This window comes from Nocardia vaccinii NBRC 15922, assembly GCF_001613305.1.
In the GTDB taxonomy this organism is placed as follows: Bacteria; Actinomycetota; Actinomycetes; order Mycobacteriales; family Mycobacteriaceae; genus Nocardia; species Nocardia vaccinii.
Window position 1 is genome coordinate 49,125 of record NZ_BDCC01000039.1, and the last position, 17,421, is coordinate 66,545.

A 17,421-nucleotide genomic window follows, 5' to 3' on the forward strand; every position below is an offset into this window, starting at 1 on the left:
ATCATGCCTTGCCGCGCCGTTTTCCGGACTTCGACGCGGATACCTTCGTACTCGGCGCGGGTGCGGGCCGCTGAGCCTGCCAGGCATGGTGGGCCTTGCCCAATTCGGTGACCGGGGTGTCGCCGTAGATCCACTCCCGCGCGATGCGATGCCAGTTGTTCGTGGCCTGCAACTGTCCCAGCACCCCGAACGTCATGAAATCCGCGCGCCGCGAGAACAGGTGTTCCGGGGGCAGGGTCTGCTGCTTCATCCCGGCGTGCTCGGTGGCGCGCGGGTCGATCGCCAGCACGGCCGCCCCGCTGGCCAGTTCGGGGGTGATGGTCAGATCTTCGTCCAGCAGCGCCCACTCGATCGCGGACAGGCAGTACTCCAGACATTCCTCGGCCGTCACCTCCTCCGGCGAATCGATGATGCCGTGATCGATCATCAGCGTACGCAGATCTTCCGCGCGATCCTCGGCCGCGGCCCGGATGCAGGTCAGCTCGAACTGCACGTCGGCGGGGCGCATCCGGTTGTAGAGACCGAAGTCCAGGAAGGCCACCCGCCCGTCCTCGCCGAGCAGGATGTTGCCCGGATGGGGATCGCCGCAGAATTCGCCGAAGGTGTAGAGCGAACCCACGTAGAAGCGGTAGATGATCTCGCCGACCCGGTTGCGTTCGGCCGCGGGCAGTTCCCGGATCTCCTCGAATCCGCGGCCGGGGAAGAACTCGCTCACCAGCACGTGGGTGCTGGACAGATCCGGCATGCTGGTCGGGATCGCGATGAACGGGTGGTCGGCGTAGAGCTCGGCGATCTGACGCTGGGTGGCGGCCTCGGTGGTGTAGTCGAGTTCGCTCTCCAGGTGCAGGCGCAACTCGTCCAGCACGGCCGGGGTCACCCACGGCATCGCCGAGGCCAGGATGCGCCGGAACATGGCCAGATTCTTCAGATCCGCGCGCACCGCGGCATCGATGCCCGGATACTGCACCTTCACCGCCACCTCGCGGCCGTCGTGCAGCCGCGCGCGGTACACCTGGCCGATGGAGGCCGCGGCGATCGGTTCGGGCTCGAATTCGGCGAACAGTTCGTTCAGCGGGCGGCCGTAATCGGTCTCGATGAGTTCGCGCATCGTCTCGAAGGAAACCTTGGGCGCGCTGTCGCGCAGGACCGCGAGCCGATGCTGGAAACGTTCCCGGTGCTGGGTCGGCACGACGTCCATGTCCAGGACCGACAGGATCTGCCCGAGCTTCATCGCGACACCCTTCATGGTGCCCAGCACGATGACCAGCTGTTCGGCCGCGCGGATCGTGGACTCCTCGGCCATGCGGGCGCGCACCTCTTCGGAGCGACCGCGCATCGAACGCCGAGTCTTCTGCGCGCGCAACACATTTCCGGCGACGGCGACACCGAGCTTGGTCCCCCGGGCGAGCCGCGAGGTGGGAATCGCCCGCTCGCCTCGCCGCGTCTTCTGCGCGTCTCCGGACGCCGGGCGACCTTCGCTTCGAGCCGTCGGTCGTGGCTCCTGCGGATCTTCGGCCGCTCCCGGTGAGTTACCCATGTGCTCGTCCGCCTCTCCGCGACGTCGGCGTGCCGTGGGGTGTGGCGGGATTCGCGTTCCGGGCCGGCGGTCGGGTGCCCGGTCGAGCTTCGGGCGTTCCCGAGGGGTTACCCATGTGCTTGCCCGCCTCTCCGCGACGTCGGCGTGCCGTGGGGTGTGGCGGGATTCGCGTTCCGGGCCGGCGGTCGGGTGCCCGGTCGAGTTCCGAGTGTTCCCGTTGAGTTACCCATGTTCTTCCCTGCTGCTGCACGTCTTATCTGCCGGTCGTGGGTGCGCGGCGGGTTTGCTGCCGGGCGTTGGCACCCGCGCAGGCTGGATCTCAGGGGCTTGGGTGTTACCTCTGCACAGTTGGGCGACCTGATGGCGCGGTCTCCCGACATCAGATTTACCGATGCGGGGAGCTGGGTCAAGCGTCGTCGGGTTCGGGCAGGCTGTGCGGGGTGGAGTTGAAGCGTGCGGGGGAGCCGCCCGCGCGGACCATACCCTCGATCGCGCTCCACGCCATCATGGTCAGGTGGTCGAGCATGGTGTCCGCCGACATGCCGCGATTGCTGATCCACCAGTCCGTCGCCAGCTGGACGCCGCCGACCAGGACGTACGAGTACAGCTCGACGCCCTCGGTCTCGATGTGGCGGCCGAATGCCTTGTCACGCAGGACCGCGGCGACGATGTCGGCGAAGAGCTTCTCGAAGTCCGCCAGCGTGGATTTGTCGGTGGAGGAGCCGTAACCCATGATGAACCGGTACACGTCGGTATCGGCGTCGACGGTGTGCACGTACGCGGCCAGGGTGTTGCGGACCAGCTGATATTCGTCCAGATCGTCGCTGATCGCGTCGTAGATGCGCGGCATCAGCGTGGTCTCGATGAACCGCTCCATGGTGGCGCGGGTCAGGTCGTTCTTGTCCGAGAAGTACCGGTACAGAACAGTTTTGGACACGCCGATCTCGCCCGCGATCTCGTCCATGCCGACATCGCCGCCCCGCTTGCGAATCGCCGCCAGGGTGCCGTCGACCAATTCCTCGCGCCGGTCGATCTTGTGCTGATGCCAGCGCCGCTTGCGACCGTCCACCCGGACCGTACGCGCCGGGCTGGTTTTGGGGGCGGCTTCGGTGGACAGGGTGACTCCTCGTGTCGGGTACGGGGCCACTCCAGCTTAGGTCTTTCCGATCGGCGATGTTCCGAGTTCGCTGACGCCACTTCGAGCGGGTACCGAAGGCGGCCCGAACCGTCCGCGTCGGATGAGCGGATCAGAATGGAAATATGGAGCAATCTCCCGGCAGTGCCTCACGCGGGGCCGATGCAGTGTCCACGGGCCCCGAACCGGTGCGGACAGGCGTTACCGGCACGGCGCTCGCCTTGTCCGAGTCGCCCGCTCCGAGCGCTTCGGACGGTCGGTCCGGACCGTCTCGGGGAGTGAAAAATGCCACAGGTGGGCCGGTCCGGCGGGATCCGCCCGGCTCCTTCGCCGAGCTGATGGACGATTCGGGTAAACGTCGCGATCTGCGCCGGATGAAGTTCGTCGCCACGGCCTTCCTGGCCGCGGCGACGATCATCTATCTGGTGTGCTGCTGGATCGGCGCGCGCGGTGCGGGCGGCAACTGGGTGGGGTACGTGCGCGCGGCCTCGGAGGCGGGGATGGTCGGTGCGCTCGCGGACTGGTTCGCGGTGACCGCCCTGTTCCGGCATCCGCTTGGGCTGCCCATTCCGCACACCGCGATCATCCGGAAGAAGAAGGACCAGCTCGGCGAGAGCCTCGGCAATTTCGTGCGGACGAATTTCCTGTCCCCGGAAACCGTTGTGGCGAAGGTGGATTCGGCGCAGATTTCGCTGCGGGTGGGGCGATGGATGGCCGATCCGGAACATGCCGCGCGGGTGTCGGAGGAATCCTCCACGATTCTGCGCGCGGTGATCGATGCGCTGCGTGACGAGGACGTCGAGCAGATCATCGATCACACCATCGTCAAACGCATCGCCGATCCGCAGTGGGGGCCGCCGATCGGCCGGGTGCTGACCGAATTGCTGGCCGAGAACCGGCAGGCCCCGCTGCTGGACCTGCTGGCCGAGCGTGCGCACCAGTGGGCGCTGGGCAGTCAGGAGACGCTCGACCGGATCGTGGCGACCGAGGCGCCGTCCTGGGCGCCGAAATTCGTGAATGTCATGTTGTCCGAACGGGTTTACCGGGAATTGGTGGAATTCACCTGGAAGATCCGCTCGCAGCCCGATCACGAGGTGCGATTGGCGGCCGATCGCTTCCTCGACCAGTTCGCCGACGACCTGCAGCACGACGAGGCGATGATCGCCAAGGCCGAACGGATCAAGGCCGAGATCATGGGCCGCGAGGAGATCACCGGAATGGCCCGCGCGACATGGCGGGCGGCCAAGCGGCTGGTCCTGGAGTCGGCCGACGATCCGAACAGCACGTTGCGGCGCAAGACCACCGAGAACGTGCAGCAACTCGGACAGCGCCTGGTCCGCGAGACCGAGATGCGCGAGAAGGTGGACGGCTGGCTCGAGCGCGGTGTGCGCTATCTGGTGTTGAACTACGGGTCCGAGATCGCGACATTGATCAGCGATACCGTGGCCCGGTGGGACGCCGACGAGGCGAGCCGCAAGATCGAGTTGCAGGCAGGGCGTGATCTGCAGTTCATCCGGATCAACGGCACGGTGGTCGGCTCGCTCGCCGGGCTGGTGATCTACGCCGTTTCGCATCTACTGTTCCCCGGCTGGCCGGGCTAGGTCCCGACACGCTCTCGAGAAGTGCTAACAGAGTGCTTGCAAGAGCTAGCACTCTGCCCTAGAATCGATCGCACAACCGCCGGAAGGTGAGTGATGGCACAGGATCCCGAGGGTCCCGAGCAGAATGTCGAGCAAACCGTGGAGACGTCCGCGGATCTCGGCGAGAAGGTGGCCCGCGTAGCCAACGCGGCGCACGACATCGGGAGCTTCATCCGGTCGCAGCGAGAGGCCGCGCAGGTCTCGCTACGGCAGCTCGCACAGCTGGCGGGGGTCAGCAATCCGTATCTCAGTCAGATCGAGCGCGGATTGCGAAACCCGTCCGCCGAGGTACTCGCGCAGATCGCCAAGGGTCTGCGGGTGTCCTCGGAGGTTTTGTACATACGGGCGGGCTACCTCGAACAGAGGCCGCACAGCCCGGTCCGGGACGCACTGCTGGCCGATTCGGTGATCACCGAGCGGCAGAAGCAGGTGCTGCTGGACATCTACGAATCGTTCCGCCGCGAGAATGCGGGGAACGAATTCGCAGGGGACGCAACGGAATCCGAGGGGGGCGTTCCCAGGGGGGCCAGGGACAACGCCGTTCCGAGCACTACCACCGACGTTCCGCCACGCCAGGAGAACGAACCATGACCGAAGCAACACTCACCGTGACCAAACCGCTCTACGCGACCGTCGGCGCCGGGGATGCCCTCTACGCCGCCGTCAACGATCTGGTGGGCAAGGTACGCGAGCGCGCCGCCACCGTCGATGTCACCGGCCGCGTGGACGAGGCCCGCGAGCGCATCGCGAACCTCCCCGCCGACGCGCAGGAGCAGTTCGAGACGCTGCGTCAGCGGCTGACCGGCCTGCCCAACGAGCTCCCCGAGGATCTGGCCGATCTGCGTGAGCGGCTCAGCCCCGAGGAACTGCGCAAGGCCGTCGACCAGTACTACCGCCAGCTGGTGGACCTGTACCAGGATCTGGCCTCGCGCGGCGAGGAGACCGTGGACCGGCTGCGTGCCAACCCGGCCTTCGAGGAGCGTTTCGAGAAGGTCGAGGGCATCTACACCGATGTCGTCACCCGCGCCGAGGACGTCATCGGCAAGGTGTCGGACCAGGCCCGCGGCCTGCTGGGCACCGTCGAGGAGCGGGTCGAGTCCGAGCCGGTCGTCGACGCCGAGGTCGTCCAGGTGACGCACGAGCCCGCCCCGGCCGACGCGGCGCCGGCCGAGGAAACCCAGGTCAAGAAGGCTGCGGCCAAGAAGGCCCCGGCCAAGAAGGCGCCCGCGAAGAAGGCCTCGACCACGGCCAGGCAGTAATCTCGGCTCCTGATCCGAGAGAACGCCCCCGCGCACCGTCCGGCTGCGCGGGGGCGTTTCTCCTATCATTGGGGGTGTGTACTCCCTGATCGGCATGACCATGTTGGTGATTCAGATCGCCGCACTGGGTGCCTGCCTGTTCGCGTTGGTCCACGCCATCCGTCAGCGTCGCGACGCTTTCACGGCGGTCGACAAGCTCACCAAGCCGATCTGGATCTCGATCCTGGCCGTCGCTACGGCCGTGGTCGGGCTGCCGCTGCTGGGCTGGTTCAGCCTCGGCATGTTCGGGCTCATCGCGGGTGTGGTCGCGACCGGCGTCTATCTGGCCGACGTCCGGCCGAAGGTCGATGAGGTGCAGCGCGGTCCGCGCTGGTAGAGCGCTCGCACTGGCAAGCCCCTCTCGGTGGCGTTACTGTATCGGTAAGTAACACACAAGGGAGTGTCCCGATGCGGGCAACGTTGCCTACCTGGATCGCGGGTTTGCTGGAGTTCTTTCGCCGCTGGATGCGCGCCCATCGCGCCCGCCTGCGCACCCGGACCTATGCCGATGAAAGGTTCAATCCGCCGACTGCGCCGTGCGCGGTCATACCGGTGACCACATCGGACGGCACCACACTGCGGGTGCACGCCTACGGACCCGACAGCGAAGATGTCATCGTGCTCGTGCACGGTTGGACCTGCTGTATCGAGTATTGGAATCCACAGATCAACGCCTTCGCCGGGCAGTATCGCGTCATCGCCTACGACCAGCGCGGCCACGGCGGGAGCGAATTGGGCCACAGCCCGCTGACGACCGATCTGCTCGCCGGGGATCTTTCCGCGGTACTGGACGCCGCCCTGCGCCCCGGCCAGCGGGCCGTGCTGGTCGGGCACAGCCTCGGCGGGATGACGATCCAGGCGTGGGCCGGGCGGTATCCGGATCAGGTGGCCGCTCGCGCGGCCGCGGCGGTGTTGACCAATACCGCCGCCGGCGATCTGGTCGTGGAGACCAGCGTCGTACCGCCGCTGCGGGGGCTGCCGTTGCCGCTGCTGCTTCCGCTCGCGAAATTCCTGCTCGGCGCGCCACTGGTGTTCCCGCCGATCGGGCCGGTGCGGTGGATCTTCCGGCGGCAGGTGATGAGCCTGGCCGCCACCGGAGACGTGGCCGATTTCGCGCTGTCCATCGTGCGGTCCTGCCCGACACGGGTGCGGGCGTTGTTCGGGGTGATGCTGGCGGACCTGGCGCTGAAGCGTTCGGCGGCGTCGCTGCGGGTGCCGACCACCCTGATCGCCGGTAGTGCCGATGATCTGACGCCCCCGGTGCATGCCGAGCGGATCGCGCTGATCCTCGCCGAAATCGGTTCGCTCGATCGTCTCGTGGTCCTGCCGACCGGGCATCTGGGCAATGTCGAGGCGGTCGAGGCGTTCAATGTCGAACTCGCGCGAGTGCTGGGCGCCGCGTTTCCGGTGCGGGAGGCCACGGCGTAGGGATCGCGGATGAGGTTCCGATGGCCGATTCGTGGGTAATTCGTTACTCGCCGCCGTAGCGGCGGTGCTTGCACTAGCAAGCGCCGTGTTAGCGCGGTAATGTGCGAGAGGACACAAAGGAGTGCTCATGCTGGCGAATCTGCCCGAGGCGGTGACCGGATTTCGCTCCGGCGCCGATGCGCTGGCCGCGGCCCATCGCGGACGTCTGCGTGGCCGTAAGTATCGGATCGCGTCGTTGGATTCACATCCGTCGGCCGAGGATATTTCGGTGGTCACCGAGGACGGCGCCCGGCTGCGAGTGCACGCCTACGGTCCCGAGCAGGGCGATGTGATCGTGCTGATCCACGGCTGGTCGTGCTGCGTCGAGTACTGGAATCCGCAGATCAACGAGTTCGCCGGGGAGTTCCGGGTCATCGCCTACGATCAGCGCGGCCATGGCGAGAGCGATTGGGGCACAAGGGCATTCGGCGCAGATCAGCTGGCCGACGATCTTTCCGCGGTGCTGGACGCGGTCCTGCGTCCCGGCCGGCGGGCCGTGCTCGTCGGGCACAGCATGGGCGGGATGACGATTCAGGCCTGGGCACAGCGCTATCCGCAGCAGGTCGCCCAGCGCGCCTCGGCGATCCTGCTGGCCACGACCGCCGCGCGGCAGATTCCCGGCCGCGCCACCATCATTCCGGTGATCGGCGGGCACCTGCCGACCCCGGTCTGGGTCGCGCAGACCGTCTTCGGCGCACCGGTGCCGCTGCCCGGATTCGCCGCCGCCCGCAAACTGTTCCAGTCCCGCATCATGACCCCCGACTGCGATCCCGAACTGGCCGAGTTCGCCCTCTCCATCGTCCGTTCCTGCTCGCCGACCGTCCGCGGCGCGGTGGCCCGCGACCTGTCCATCATCGACCTCGGCACGGCGGCATCGCACATCACCGTTCCCACCAGCGTCATCGCCGGTGAGTACGACAAACTCCTGCCCACCCTCCACTCGATCGAGATCGCCGACATCCTCGCCGAAACCGGCGCCCTCGACCGCCTGCTCACCCTCCCCACCGGCCACCTGGTCAACCTCGAGGCCGCCGCGGAATTCAACGCCGAACTCCGCCGCATGACCCACGTAGCCCGCCGCAATTCGTCGCTGGCCAGTTAGAAGCCGTCGCCGAGAGCGACGGTCCGCAGGAAAAGCCGGTGGCGAGACCCGGTCCCGCCACCTGCCAGGGCCGGTCAAGGGCGCCCGGTCTTGGCCCTGTGTTTTTGGCCTCCGCTTCGCTCCGGCGGGTTGGCCTTGCTGAACCTTTCGCTTCGCGGGCGACTGCCAGCGGGATGGAGACGCTTCGCTGCTGTGCGCGATGCGAGGTGTTGGCCTGAGCGGACATGCGCATTCGGTCGCCGAGCAAGTCAGCGATCGATGGATGTGAGGCGGGAAACGTTGCGGGGGTTGGGCTTTGGGGCTTCTAGTTGAAGACGACCGTTCTGCGGCCGTGGACGAGGACGCGGCCTTCGAGGTGCCAGCGCAGGCCGCGGGCCAGAACGACGCGTTCGATGTCGCGGCCCTGGCGGACCATGTCGCGGACCTCGTCGCCGTGGTCGATGCGGATGACGTCCTGTTCGATGATGGGGCCGGCGTCGAGTTCGGCGGTGACGTAGTGGCAGGTCGCGCCGATCAGTTTGACGCCGCGGGCGAAGGCCTGGTGGTAGGGGCGGGCTCCGACGAACGACGGCAGGAAGCTGTGATGGATGTTGATCGCGCGGCCCGCCCAGTGCTCGCACAGGTCCGGCGGCATGACCTGCATGAATCTGGCCAGCACCACGGCATGCGGATCGTGGGCGTCGACCAGTTCGCGCACCCGGGCGAAGGACGGGCCGCGTTCGGCCGGATCCTTCGGGAACGGCACGTAGTGGAATTCCACGCCGTGCGCCCTGGTCAGATCGGCCAGGTCGGGATGGTTGCCGATCACCGTTTCGATGGTCGCGGGCAGTTCGCCGCTCGTCGCGCGGCCCAGCAGATCGTGCAGACAGTGCGCATCCCGGCTGACCAGTAGCACCGCGCGCCTGCGCACCCCCGAGTCGAGCAGCTGCCAGTCGGTCTCCGGTCCGAATTCCGCCGCGACCTCGCCGAACCGCGTCCGCAACTCGTCCAGTCCGAACGGCACCGTCGCCGCGGTGATCGCCTGCCGCGTGAAGAACCACCCGGAGTCGATATCCGAGTGGTATCCGGCCTCCATGATCGATCCGCCGAACCCGGCGATGAACGAGGTGATCCGCGCGATGATTCCCGGCCGGTCCGGACATCCCAGCGTCAATACGAAACGCCGATCGTCATCCGTCGCGCTCATACCGCGACTCCTCGACTACCGGGCGTGCTCGGGCACGCGACCACGGTTGTCGCGGATTCACGTGTGCGCTCGGCTCGGCGGCCGACACGCGCCCTTCGTTCCGGCGGTTGACTCAGACGCTCGCACATGGCCCCCATCCTCGCAGGTGGCGAAGACTGCGCGAGTTCAGAGTGTGTGGAACGGCTCCGGATAGCGGAACTCGCCGGTCATACCGGATTCGTAGGCGGTGAGGAGGCGGACCTGGAAATGGGAGGTCCAGGAGGGTTCGTCCGGAACGATGCCGAGGCAGGAGCCGGGCTGGAAACCGAAGCGGGGGTAGTACTCCAGGCTGCCGAGCAGCCCGACGAGCGGTTCGTCGAGGGCATCGGCCGCGCCGAGGGCGGCGTGCATGAGCGCGGAGCCGACGCCGTTGCGCTGATGTTCGGGCAGGACTCCGATCGGGCCGAGGGCCAGCACCGGATACGGCCCCACACCGGCGCGGGTGAGGCAGACGTGCCCGACCACCCGGTTGCCCGCCTCCGCGACCAGCGACAACGTCGGCATCCACCCGGAATCGGTGCGTAAGCGATGAACCAGGTCGACCTCGGCGGGATCGGTATCTGCCTCGGACCGCGCGAACGCGGCTCGATGCACCGCATCGATCGCGGGAATGTCGCCGGTCCGTTCACGACGGATCAGCACGCTGACCGCTCCTCCCCTTCGACTGAGCCCGGCCGCATCCGTGGTGATACGACTGCTGCCCGCACGACCGGCCATCACGAGTGTGCGGGACGAGCGGTCCCGAACGCAACGAAATTCGTTCCGCCTCAGCCGCCCACATGCGCGCACCACCACCGCACGGACCCGCCGGCGTGTCGTGGCGCGGACCATACGCGAGCGCGCCTCTCCGCGCAGCGCGTGCGGGCGCATGCCTGCGCGGATGGTGTTCCGCCGCATCACAGATCGTCGTATCGCCGCCGTTATCGCGTGTGACCGAGCCTCCCTTCGGGGCGTATGTGGCCCTGCGGGTGCTCGGATCGCGCGGAGCCGTGTCGCCTTTCCCATCCGGCTGTCGCTTCGTGCGGGCTGGGAGTCGCTACCGGACCGCACGGGCCGAGTGCCCGGCGGGCGATGTGCCAGACTCTGTGCCCATGGCCGAAACCTCGCCGCAGTCCGGAGAACGCGTGCTCACTCGCCGGGAGGTGGCTGCGATGATCGACCACACCCTGCTCGCCCCGGAGGCGACCGTCGCCGACGTCGCCGCGACCATCGGCGAGGCCGTGGAACTGGGCGTCTACGCGGTGTGCCTGTCGCCGTCGATGCTGCCGGTTCGTGCTCCCGGACTCGTCGTGGCGACGGTCGCGGGATTCCCTTCGGGTAAACATCATTCGCTGATCAAGGGCAGTGAGGCGCGGCTGGCGGTGGAGCAAGGTGCGGCCGAGGTCGATATGGTCATCGACGTCGGCGCGGCGCTGGCGGGGGATTACAACGCGGTCCTCGCCGATATCGTCACCGTGCGCGAGGGAGTCGGTGACGACACTGTGCTGAAGGTGATCATCGAATCCGCGGTTCTGCCCGATGCGACGATCGCCGAGGTATGCCGCGCCGCCGAGCACGCCGGCGCTGATTTCGTGAAGACCTCCACCGGATTCAATCCCGCGGGCGGCGCCGAGCTGCGTGCGGTCCGAATCATGGCCGCTACCGTCGGCGGGCGACTGGGCATCAAGGCCAGCGGCGGCATCCGCACCGCCGAATTCGCGGCCGAGCTGATCGCCGCGGGGGCGACCAGACTCGGCATGTCCGCCTCTCGAGCTGTGCTGCAAGGATTTCCGGAGTAGGTCGCCGGCTCAACAGCGCACCTGGGTGTTCGGGTCGCTCTGCATGGTGCTCGCGCCGCCGGCGAGTTTCACATCGATACCCGAGTCGGTGACGGTCACCTGCTTCGGATGCATGTCCAGCGGATAGTTCTGCAGACTCTGGGTCATCGACTTGACGATGTTGTCGACAAGATCGTTGGGGATGCCGATCACGCCGAGCAGTGTGGCCTTGTTGGTGTCGACCCGGATTTGGTCACCCACGATGTGCGGGGTCAACTGCAGATCCGCCAGACCGCCGAGCACCTTCACATCCAGGGTGCCCGAACTCGGATTCGACGTGACGCCCGAGATCAGGCCCTGCAGCGTTTGGGCGATCCCGTCATCGCTCCAGTTGGCCTCCGCGTCGGAACTGGCGACGGTGACGCTGTTCCCGTTCATCGCGACGTCGTGGATCGTGGCGCGCACCTTCATATCGACCGCCGGGCCGAACTGGGCGTCGTCACTGGACACCGTGACCGAGCCGACCTTGTGGTCGAGATAGGTCAGCAACAGTGGTTTCGCGCCGAAGCTCACCGAAACCTTGGTGCCGAGGCTCTTTTCGAGCTGGGTCGCGATGCATTGCGAAAAGTGTTTGCGGGCATAGGTTTCGAGGCCGACCGCGGTGCCGACGACAGCCAGCACGATCACGATTCCGACGATCAGCACAATCCTGCGCACGTTCCGGCCGCGGCGCGGCGCGGCGGTCACGGTGTCTGGAAGGCTCATGGAGGCGATTCTTCCCGAACTTTCTGAGTTCGTTCTGTGGAACGGTTGAAGGATCGATTGCGAGTCGTGCCCGAATGTGACATACGGCACATGCTCCGGGCGTAGCCTGGATCGCATGTCCAGGGAAGCCGGCGCCGCCAGTAGCGGGCCCGGAGGCCGTAATCCGCGCAACAACGCCGGTCCGCGCGAACGTCGGCAGACGAGTGTGGCGGGACAGGTGCGCGATCCGGTGCAGGCGTGGTCGGTGCTGCGGCGACTGGCGGGCCGGTACGCCGGATACTTCACCACTCGCACGGTGGTCCGGGCCGGATGTGAGGAGCTGATCCGCGCGGCACTGGACGAGGGCCGGGCGCTGCGCGTCGGCGTCGGGCTGATGCGGCTGGGCGATTGGCCGCCCGGGCCGCTGGACGACTACGCGATGTGGTCGGCCTGGTTCGACGGCGCGGCCGCGGTCTCCCACCACAGCGCGGCCGAACTGCACGGACTGGGCCGGTTGCGCCCGCGCTTCGTGCACATGTCGGTCAGCGGGGGGCGGCTGCCCAGCTCGCCCGGACTGGTCGTGCTGCGCCGGACGTTGCGCCGCGACGACGTCGAATCGGCGGGCACGTTCCTGGTGACCACACCCCTGCGCACCGTGCTGGATCTGGCCGAATCCGGTATCGGCCAGATCGCCCTGGATGAGCTGGTCGCCGACGCGATCGCCATCCGCCGCTGCGACGGCGACGAAATCCACACCGCCGCGGCGACTCTGCCCGCCCATGCCGCTGCCCGGCTTCGACGGTCCGTGAATCGGGCTTGAATGCTGTTGTGGCGCGGGCACACCCAACGGCACGGCCTGCCGCGGCCGCACTACCCGGCTTGCCGCGGCTGCTCTGCTCGTCCATATCGCCCCGCCACCGCCCTGCGGGGTACGGGGTGAAGATCGCTGTGGTTCAAGCGTTTGCGGGCGCGACCACATTCCAGGGCACCGAAAGGACACAGTCGCGCATGCGGCGGCGGTAAGGGCGGACCGGAAATCCGTTCTCGCGCAGGATTTCCGCGGTCTCTCGCCAGCGGACCCGTGGGCCGTAGGGGGCGAGCGGAGCGGCGCGGGCCCAGGCCCGGTCGGCGGCGGCGAGCAGGGTGTGGATCGCCTCGCCGGGGACGTTGCGGTGGATCAGGGCCTTGGGGAGGCGTTCGGCCAGGTCCGAGGGACGGTCGACGGTGAACGGGTCCCAGGACAGGGTGAGCGACAGCGGGCCGGAACGGTCCAGCAGAATCCAGGCGCAGCGGCGGCCGAGTTCGTCGCAGGTGCCCTCGAGCAGGAGACCGTCGGGCGTCAGGCCGCCCAGGACCGTGGCCCACGCCGAGGCGACGGCTTCCTCGGGATACTGCCGCAGCACGTTGAACGCGCGCACCAGAACCGGGCGCAGCCCCGCGAGTTCGAAACCGCCGCGGGCGAAGCGCACACCGTCGCGGCCGGCGACGACGCGGTCGGGGTCGATCTCGAGTCCGACCACCCGCAGGTCGGGGCGTACCCGGCGCAGCCGCGCGGCCAACTCCAGCGTCGTCACGGGGCTCGCTCCGTAACCCAGGTCGACCACGAGCGGATCGGCCGCCTCGCGCAGCCGGGTGCGGATCAGTTCGTCGTGGACCAGCCAGCGATCGCTGCGCCGCAAGCGGTTGATCCCGGTCGTCCCGCGGGTGATCGCGCCGAGCGGCTTACCGGATCCGGGCCGCCTCAGCTCGTCGGGTTCTGCTCTTCCAGCCATTGCGTGGTGAATTCGGCCTCGGCGCGCAACAGATCGATCAGATTGATCAGCATCATCTGTTCGAGTCTGGGCCCGAGCAGCGGGATGGTCACCCGCGCCGTCGGCGTGGTGCGCAGTGTGCAGCCGGTATCGGTGGGGAACAGGTGCATCTTGCCGGACAGGCTGCCCGGGGCGGACGGAATCGTCGCGTCGAACGTGCCCGTGACCTCGGGGCAGTACGGCCCGTAGGACTCGGTGCGGGTGATGATCATATCCTTGCGCATCACCGTCTGCGCCAGATCGGGCAGCATGCGGCGCGGCAGGACGTGCTCGAGCACCACCTCGATACCGCCGTCGCCCGCCTCCAGCGAGATCACCTCATTGGGCGAGTACTCGCGCATCTTCGTCATCCGCGCATCCCAGTAGGCGCGGTCGCACAGCGCCGCGTACACCTCCTTGGTGGTGTGCAGCGGATAACGGGCTGAGTAGGCGAGTCGGCGGGGCATGAGGAGTTAGGTTACTGCTCGCTCAGCGGTTCGAGATCCAGGTACTGGTGAATTCCGCCTCCGCCGCCAGCAGCTCCAGCAACTTCTCGGCTACGACCGCCTCGATCTTCTTGCCGAACAGCGGGACGCTCACCGCGACGGTGCCCTCGATGACCGCCTGCACATAGGTGTCGTCACCGGTGAGGGTGACCGTGCCGCGCACCTCCGCGGGCGCGCCCTGCACATGGGCCTCGAAGACGCCGGCCTCCTGGGATTCGGAGTAGGTCTCGGTGCGAGGAATGATCAGATCGCCGGGGCGGACCGAGGTCAGCGCGCTGGGAAGTTCCGCCTCGGGGATGGACTGCACCATCGCCACCCGCAGCTGTTCACCGTCGTAGTGGAACGATTCCAGGCGCGCGGCCGGGCCGCCGACCTCGGCGAGGCGGTCCTTCCAGTACTGTTCCTCCGCGAACGCCGCGCGTACGGCCGCGGTCGAGAACTGGTAGTTCGTGGTGAAGGCCAGAGGTGTCGCCATGGTCGAACAGGCTACCGTCTGTGACTGTGCGTACATCTCAGGTGGTGCCGTTCGAGGACGTGACCGAACTGCTGGCCGCAACCGGTGCGCGGGTGCGCAATTCGGTTCCGCTGGCCGAGTTGACCACGCTGCGGGTCGGCGGTCCGGCGACGGTCGCGGACTGCGAGAGCGTCGAGGCGCTGGTCGCGACGGTGCGCACCCTGGACGCGGCCGGGATTCCGGTGCTGTTGCTGGCGGGCGGGTCGAACCTGCTGGTCGCCGACGCGGGATTCGGCGGGGTCGTGGTGCGGATCGGTACGTGCGGAATCGAATTCGGCTCGGACGGGGTGGTGGCCGAGGCGGGCGCGGTATGGGACGAGGTGGTCGCGGCTAGTGTCGCGGCCGGATTCGGCGGGCTGGAATGTCTGTCCGGGATTCCCGGTTCGGCGGGTGCGACACCGGTGCAGAACGTCGGCGCGTACGGCGTGGAGGTCGCGCAGCTGTTGCGGCGGGTCCGGCTGCTGGATCGCGCGTCCGGCGAGATCCGTTGGGCCGCACCGGACGAACTGGGCTTCGGCTATCGGACCTCGGTACTCAAGCACAGTGACCGGTCGGTGGTGCTGGCCGTCGAGTTCGGCCTGCATCCCGACGGGCGCAGCGCGCCGCTGAACTATCGCGAGCTGGCCGCCGCCCTCGACGTCGCCGAGGGGGAAACCCGTCCGGCGGAACAGGTGCGCGAGGCGGTGCTGCGGTTGCGTGCGAGTAAGGGCATGGTGCTCGACGCCGCGGATCACGACACCTGGAGCGCCGGATCGTTCTTCACCAATCCGGTGGTGCCGCCGGAGCGGGAGGATGAGGTGCGCGCGGCCATCGCACGTCATGTGGGGGATGTCACAGTCCCTGCCTACCCGTCGGTAACGGGTGTGAAGTTCTCCGCGGGCTGGTTGATCGAACGGGCCGGATTCGGCAAGGGGTACCCGGGTGACTCCGCCCGCGCCCGGCTGTCCACGAAACACACGTTGGCACTGACCAACAGGGGTGATGCCAGCGCCGCGGACCTGCTCGAGCTGGCTCGCACCGTGCGTGACGGCGTCGCGGAACGCTTCGGGATTCGCCTGGAACCCGAGCCGGTCATCGTCGGTTCGACACTCTGAGCGCGTGGCGCGCACCACCCGAAACTCGGTCGGAGCCGGAAAACTTACGCGGTAGATTCGCGGAAGTGAACATTCGACGAGTTACCAGCCGACGCGCCGCGCTCGCGGGGATGGCTCAGCTGGCGGCGGCCGCGTTCGTGGCCGGATGTTCGAGCGGCAGCGGGGGTGGTGGTTCCGCGCGGCAGAAGGCTCCGGTCGCCGAGGTGACCTTCGAGCCGGGCGCGGGCGCCGCCGATGTGAATCCGGTCGCGCCGATCTCGGCCAAGGTCGCCAACGGCACGATCGAACGAATCGCGCTGAGCAATGCGGGCGGTAAGCAGGTAACCGGCACGCTCTCCCCGGACAAGACCAGTTACCGGATCGGCGAACCGCTCGGCTACGGCGTGACCTACACCTGGTCGGGCACCGCGGTCGGCACGGACGGTAAACCCGTCGCGATCGACGGCAAGTTCAGCACGGTGTCGCCGAAGCAGACCGTGCCCGCGACGGTGAACGTCGGCGACGGTCAGGAGGTCGGCATCGCCGCGCCGATCATGCTGCAGTTCAAGAGTCATGTGACGAACAAGGCCGCGGTGGAGAAGTCGTTCACCGTCACCACCAATCCGCCCACCGAGGGCGGCTGGGCGTGGCTGCCGGACGACAACGGCGGTTCGCGGGCGCACTGGCGGCCCAAGGAGTACTGGGCGCCCGGGACGACGGTCGAGTTCGCGGCAAAGTTGTACGGGCTGGACATGGGCGGCGGCAACTACGGCGACTCCGATCTGACCTCCTCGTTCAAGATCGGCCGCAGTCAGATCGTCAAGGGCGCCGCGCAGACGCACCGGGTGCAGGTGATCCGCGACGGTTCGACGCTGTTCGATTTCGCGTGCAGCTACGGCGAGGGCAATGAGAAGCGCAACGTGACCCGCTCGGGCATCCACGTGGTGACCGAGAAGTACGAGGATTTCACGATGTCGAATCCGCCGTTCTACACCAATGCTCGCGAGCGCTGGGCCGTGCGCATCTCGAACAACGGCGAATTCATCCATGCCAACCCGATGTCCGCTGGCGCACAAGGTAATTCGAACGTCACCAACGGCTGCATCAACCTCGGCACCGCCGATGCCCAGAAGTACTTCCCGACCGCCCTCTACGGCGATCCGGTCGAGGTCACCGGCACCTCCATCGCCCTGTCGGCCGCCGACGGCGACATCTACGACTGGACGATCTCCTGGGACAAGTGGCAGTCGATGTCGGCGTTGCACGGCCAGCCCGCACCCGTCGTCTCCGCCACGCCGATCGCTCCCGGGCCGCCGGGGGGCAACTGAATCTCCTACCCGCACAACTGATTCGAAAATGCACGGGGTAACTCCATGTATTCGCATCGAAATAGCTTGCGATTGGCGTGGTTGTCAAGGATGGGCGGTGCTCACGGCGGGGGTGTTTGTGCTGAGCAGCGGTTGGGCATGGCGGATGCTGCCGCCGGCGTTCGGGGCGAGCGTGCCGACGGCGCATCGGCGGTTCATGGTGTGGACGAAAGCTGGCGTGTGGCGGCGGCTGCATAGGGCGGTGCTCGACGAGTTGGGCGGCCTGAGCTCTGATCGACTGGTCATGAGTGGTGGCCGACGTGGCG

At 67.6% G+C, this 17,421-nt stretch carries 18 protein-coding genes and 1 pseudogene; 11 read left to right on the forward strand and 8 right to left on the reverse strand.

Annotated features, from left to right (window positions below; genetic code table 11):
• Position 1 precedes the first annotated feature (1 nt).
• Together NV1_RS25425 and NV1_RS25430 are read right to left on the reverse strand one after the other, a co-directional pair.
• On the reverse strand, positions 2-1,537 hold the full coding sequence (locus NV1_RS25425) for an ABC1 kinase family protein (RefSeq protein WP_084525757.1): 1,536 nt from the start codon (positions 1,535-1,537) through the stop codon (positions 2-4).
• 406 nt (positions 1,538-1,943) lie between these two features.
• Positions 1,944-2,606, reverse strand: a complete 663-nt coding sequence (locus NV1_RS25430) for a TetR/AcrR family transcriptional regulator (protein WP_245713914.1) — start codon at positions 2,604-2,606, stop codon at positions 1,944-1,946.
• Between the two features lie 404 nt (positions 2,607-3,010).
• Between NV1_RS25430 and NV1_RS25435 the strand changes: the two genes are divergently transcribed.
• From NV1_RS25435 to NV1_RS25460, 6 genes are all read left to right on the forward strand, one after another.
• Entirely contained in the window at positions 3,011-4,273 is a 1,263-nt protein-coding gene (locus NV1_RS25435) for a DUF445 domain-containing protein (RefSeq protein ID WP_084525767.1), read from the forward strand.
• 93 nt (positions 4,274-4,366) lie between these two features.
• Entirely contained in the window at positions 4,367-4,903 is a 537-nt protein-coding gene (locus tag NV1_RS25440) for a helix-turn-helix domain-containing protein (RefSeq protein WP_084525759.1), read from the forward strand.
• The gene (locus NV1_RS25445; protein WP_067896316.1) at positions 4,900-5,571 is read left to right on the forward strand and encodes a heparin-binding hemagglutinin; all 672 of its coding nucleotides are present in this window, start codon (positions 4,900-4,902) and stop codon (positions 5,569-5,571) included. The genes NV1_RS25440 and NV1_RS25445 overlap by 4 nt, the downstream gene beginning before the upstream one ends.
• Positions 5,572-5,665: 94 nt before the next feature.
• A complete protein-coding gene (locus NV1_RS25450) occupies positions 5,666-5,947 on the forward strand; it encodes a DUF2516 family protein (protein WP_067896437.1) in 282 nt (93 codons plus the stop codon).
• Positions 5,948-6,018: 71 nt separating this feature from the next.
• Positions 6,019-7,038: an alpha/beta fold hydrolase gene (locus NV1_RS25455; protein ID WP_067896319.1), complete on the forward strand. Its 1,020-nt coding sequence runs from the start codon at positions 6,019-6,021 to the stop codon at positions 7,036-7,038.
• A gap of 127 nt (positions 7,039-7,165) precedes the next feature.
• Positions 7,166-8,179: an alpha/beta fold hydrolase gene (locus NV1_RS25460; protein WP_067896322.1), complete on the forward strand. Its 1,014-nt coding sequence runs from the start codon at positions 7,166-7,168 to the stop codon at positions 8,177-8,179.
• 304 nt (positions 8,180-8,483) lie between these two features.
• Here the strand turns inward: NV1_RS25460 and purU are convergent, their stop codons facing one another.
• Both purU and NV1_RS25470 read right to left on the reverse strand, forming a co-directional pair.
• The gene (gene purU / locus NV1_RS25465; protein ID WP_067896325.1) at positions 8,484-9,365 is read right to left on the reverse strand and encodes a formyltetrahydrofolate deformylase; all 882 of its coding nucleotides are present in this window, start codon (positions 9,363-9,365) and stop codon (positions 8,484-8,486) included.
• A 165-nt stretch (positions 9,366-9,530) separates the two neighbouring features.
• Complete coding sequence (locus NV1_RS25470) at positions 9,531-10,046, reverse strand: GNAT family N-acetyltransferase (RefSeq protein WP_067896328.1); 516 nt, start codon at positions 10,044-10,046, stop codon at positions 9,531-9,533.
• 449 nt (positions 10,047-10,495) lie between these two features.
• On the opposite strand from NV1_RS25470, the gene deoC reads away from it, so the two are divergent.
• Complete coding sequence (gene deoC / locus NV1_RS25475; protein ID WP_067896331.1) at positions 10,496-11,182, forward strand: deoxyribose-phosphate aldolase; 687 nt, start codon at positions 10,496-10,498, stop codon at positions 11,180-11,182.
• Between the two features lie 9 nt (positions 11,183-11,191).
• On the opposite strand, the gene NV1_RS25480 is transcribed toward deoC, so the two are convergent.
• Positions 11,192-11,926: an LmeA family phospholipid-binding protein gene (locus tag NV1_RS25480; RefSeq protein ID WP_067896334.1), complete on the reverse strand. Its 735-nt coding sequence runs from the start codon at positions 11,924-11,926 to the stop codon at positions 11,192-11,194.
• A 115-nt stretch (positions 11,927-12,041) separates the two neighbouring features.
• On the opposite strand from NV1_RS25480, the gene NV1_RS25485 reads away from it, so the two are divergent.
• Positions 12,042-12,725 (forward strand): type IV toxin-antitoxin system AbiEi family antitoxin, encoded by a 684-nt coding sequence (locus tag NV1_RS25485; RefSeq protein WP_245713915.1) that lies wholly within the window; start codon positions 12,042-12,044, stop codon positions 12,723-12,725.
• A 133-nt stretch (positions 12,726-12,858) separates the two neighbouring features.
• Here NV1_RS25485 and NV1_RS25490 read toward each other — a convergent pair whose 3' ends face one another.
• From NV1_RS25490 to NV1_RS25500, 3 genes are read right to left on the reverse strand one after another with little or no spacing between them, the layout of a single operon-like run.
• Positions 12,859-13,677 carry a methylase gene (locus tag NV1_RS25490; protein WP_067896337.1) on the reverse strand — a complete coding sequence of 273 codons (819 nt, stop codon included), beginning with the start codon at positions 13,675-13,677 and terminating at the stop codon, positions 12,859-12,861.
• Entirely contained in the window at positions 13,647-14,162 is a 516-nt protein-coding gene (locus NV1_RS25495; protein ID WP_067896340.1) for a DUF2505 domain-containing protein, read from the reverse strand. Before NV1_RS25495 ends, NV1_RS25490 begins: the two co-directional genes overlap by 31 nt.
• Before the next feature lie 22 nt (positions 14,163-14,184).
• Complete coding sequence (locus NV1_RS25500; RefSeq protein ID WP_067896343.1) at positions 14,185-14,676, reverse strand: DUF2505 domain-containing protein; 492 nt, start codon at positions 14,674-14,676, stop codon at positions 14,185-14,187.
• A 26-nt stretch (positions 14,677-14,702) separates the two neighbouring features.
• Between NV1_RS25500 and NV1_RS25505 the strand changes: the two genes are divergently transcribed.
• The 3 genes and pseudogenes from NV1_RS25505 to NV1_RS46910 all read left to right on the forward strand — a co-directional run.
• Positions 14,703-15,809: a UDP-N-acetylmuramate dehydrogenase gene (locus NV1_RS25505; protein ID WP_373864652.1), complete on the forward strand. Its 1,107-nt coding sequence runs from the start codon at positions 14,703-14,705 to the stop codon at positions 15,807-15,809.
• A 110-nt stretch (positions 15,810-15,919) separates the two neighbouring features.
• On the forward strand, positions 15,920-17,116 hold the full coding sequence (locus tag NV1_RS25510) for a L,D-transpeptidase (RefSeq protein WP_067896346.1): 1,197 nt from the start codon (positions 15,920-15,922) through the stop codon (positions 17,114-17,116).
• Positions 17,117-17,210: 94 nt separating this feature from the next.
• A pseudogene (locus NV1_RS46910) lies at positions 17,211-17,375 on the forward strand (transposase); the annotation flags it as partial.
• Positions 17,376-17,421: the final 46 nt, after the last annotated feature.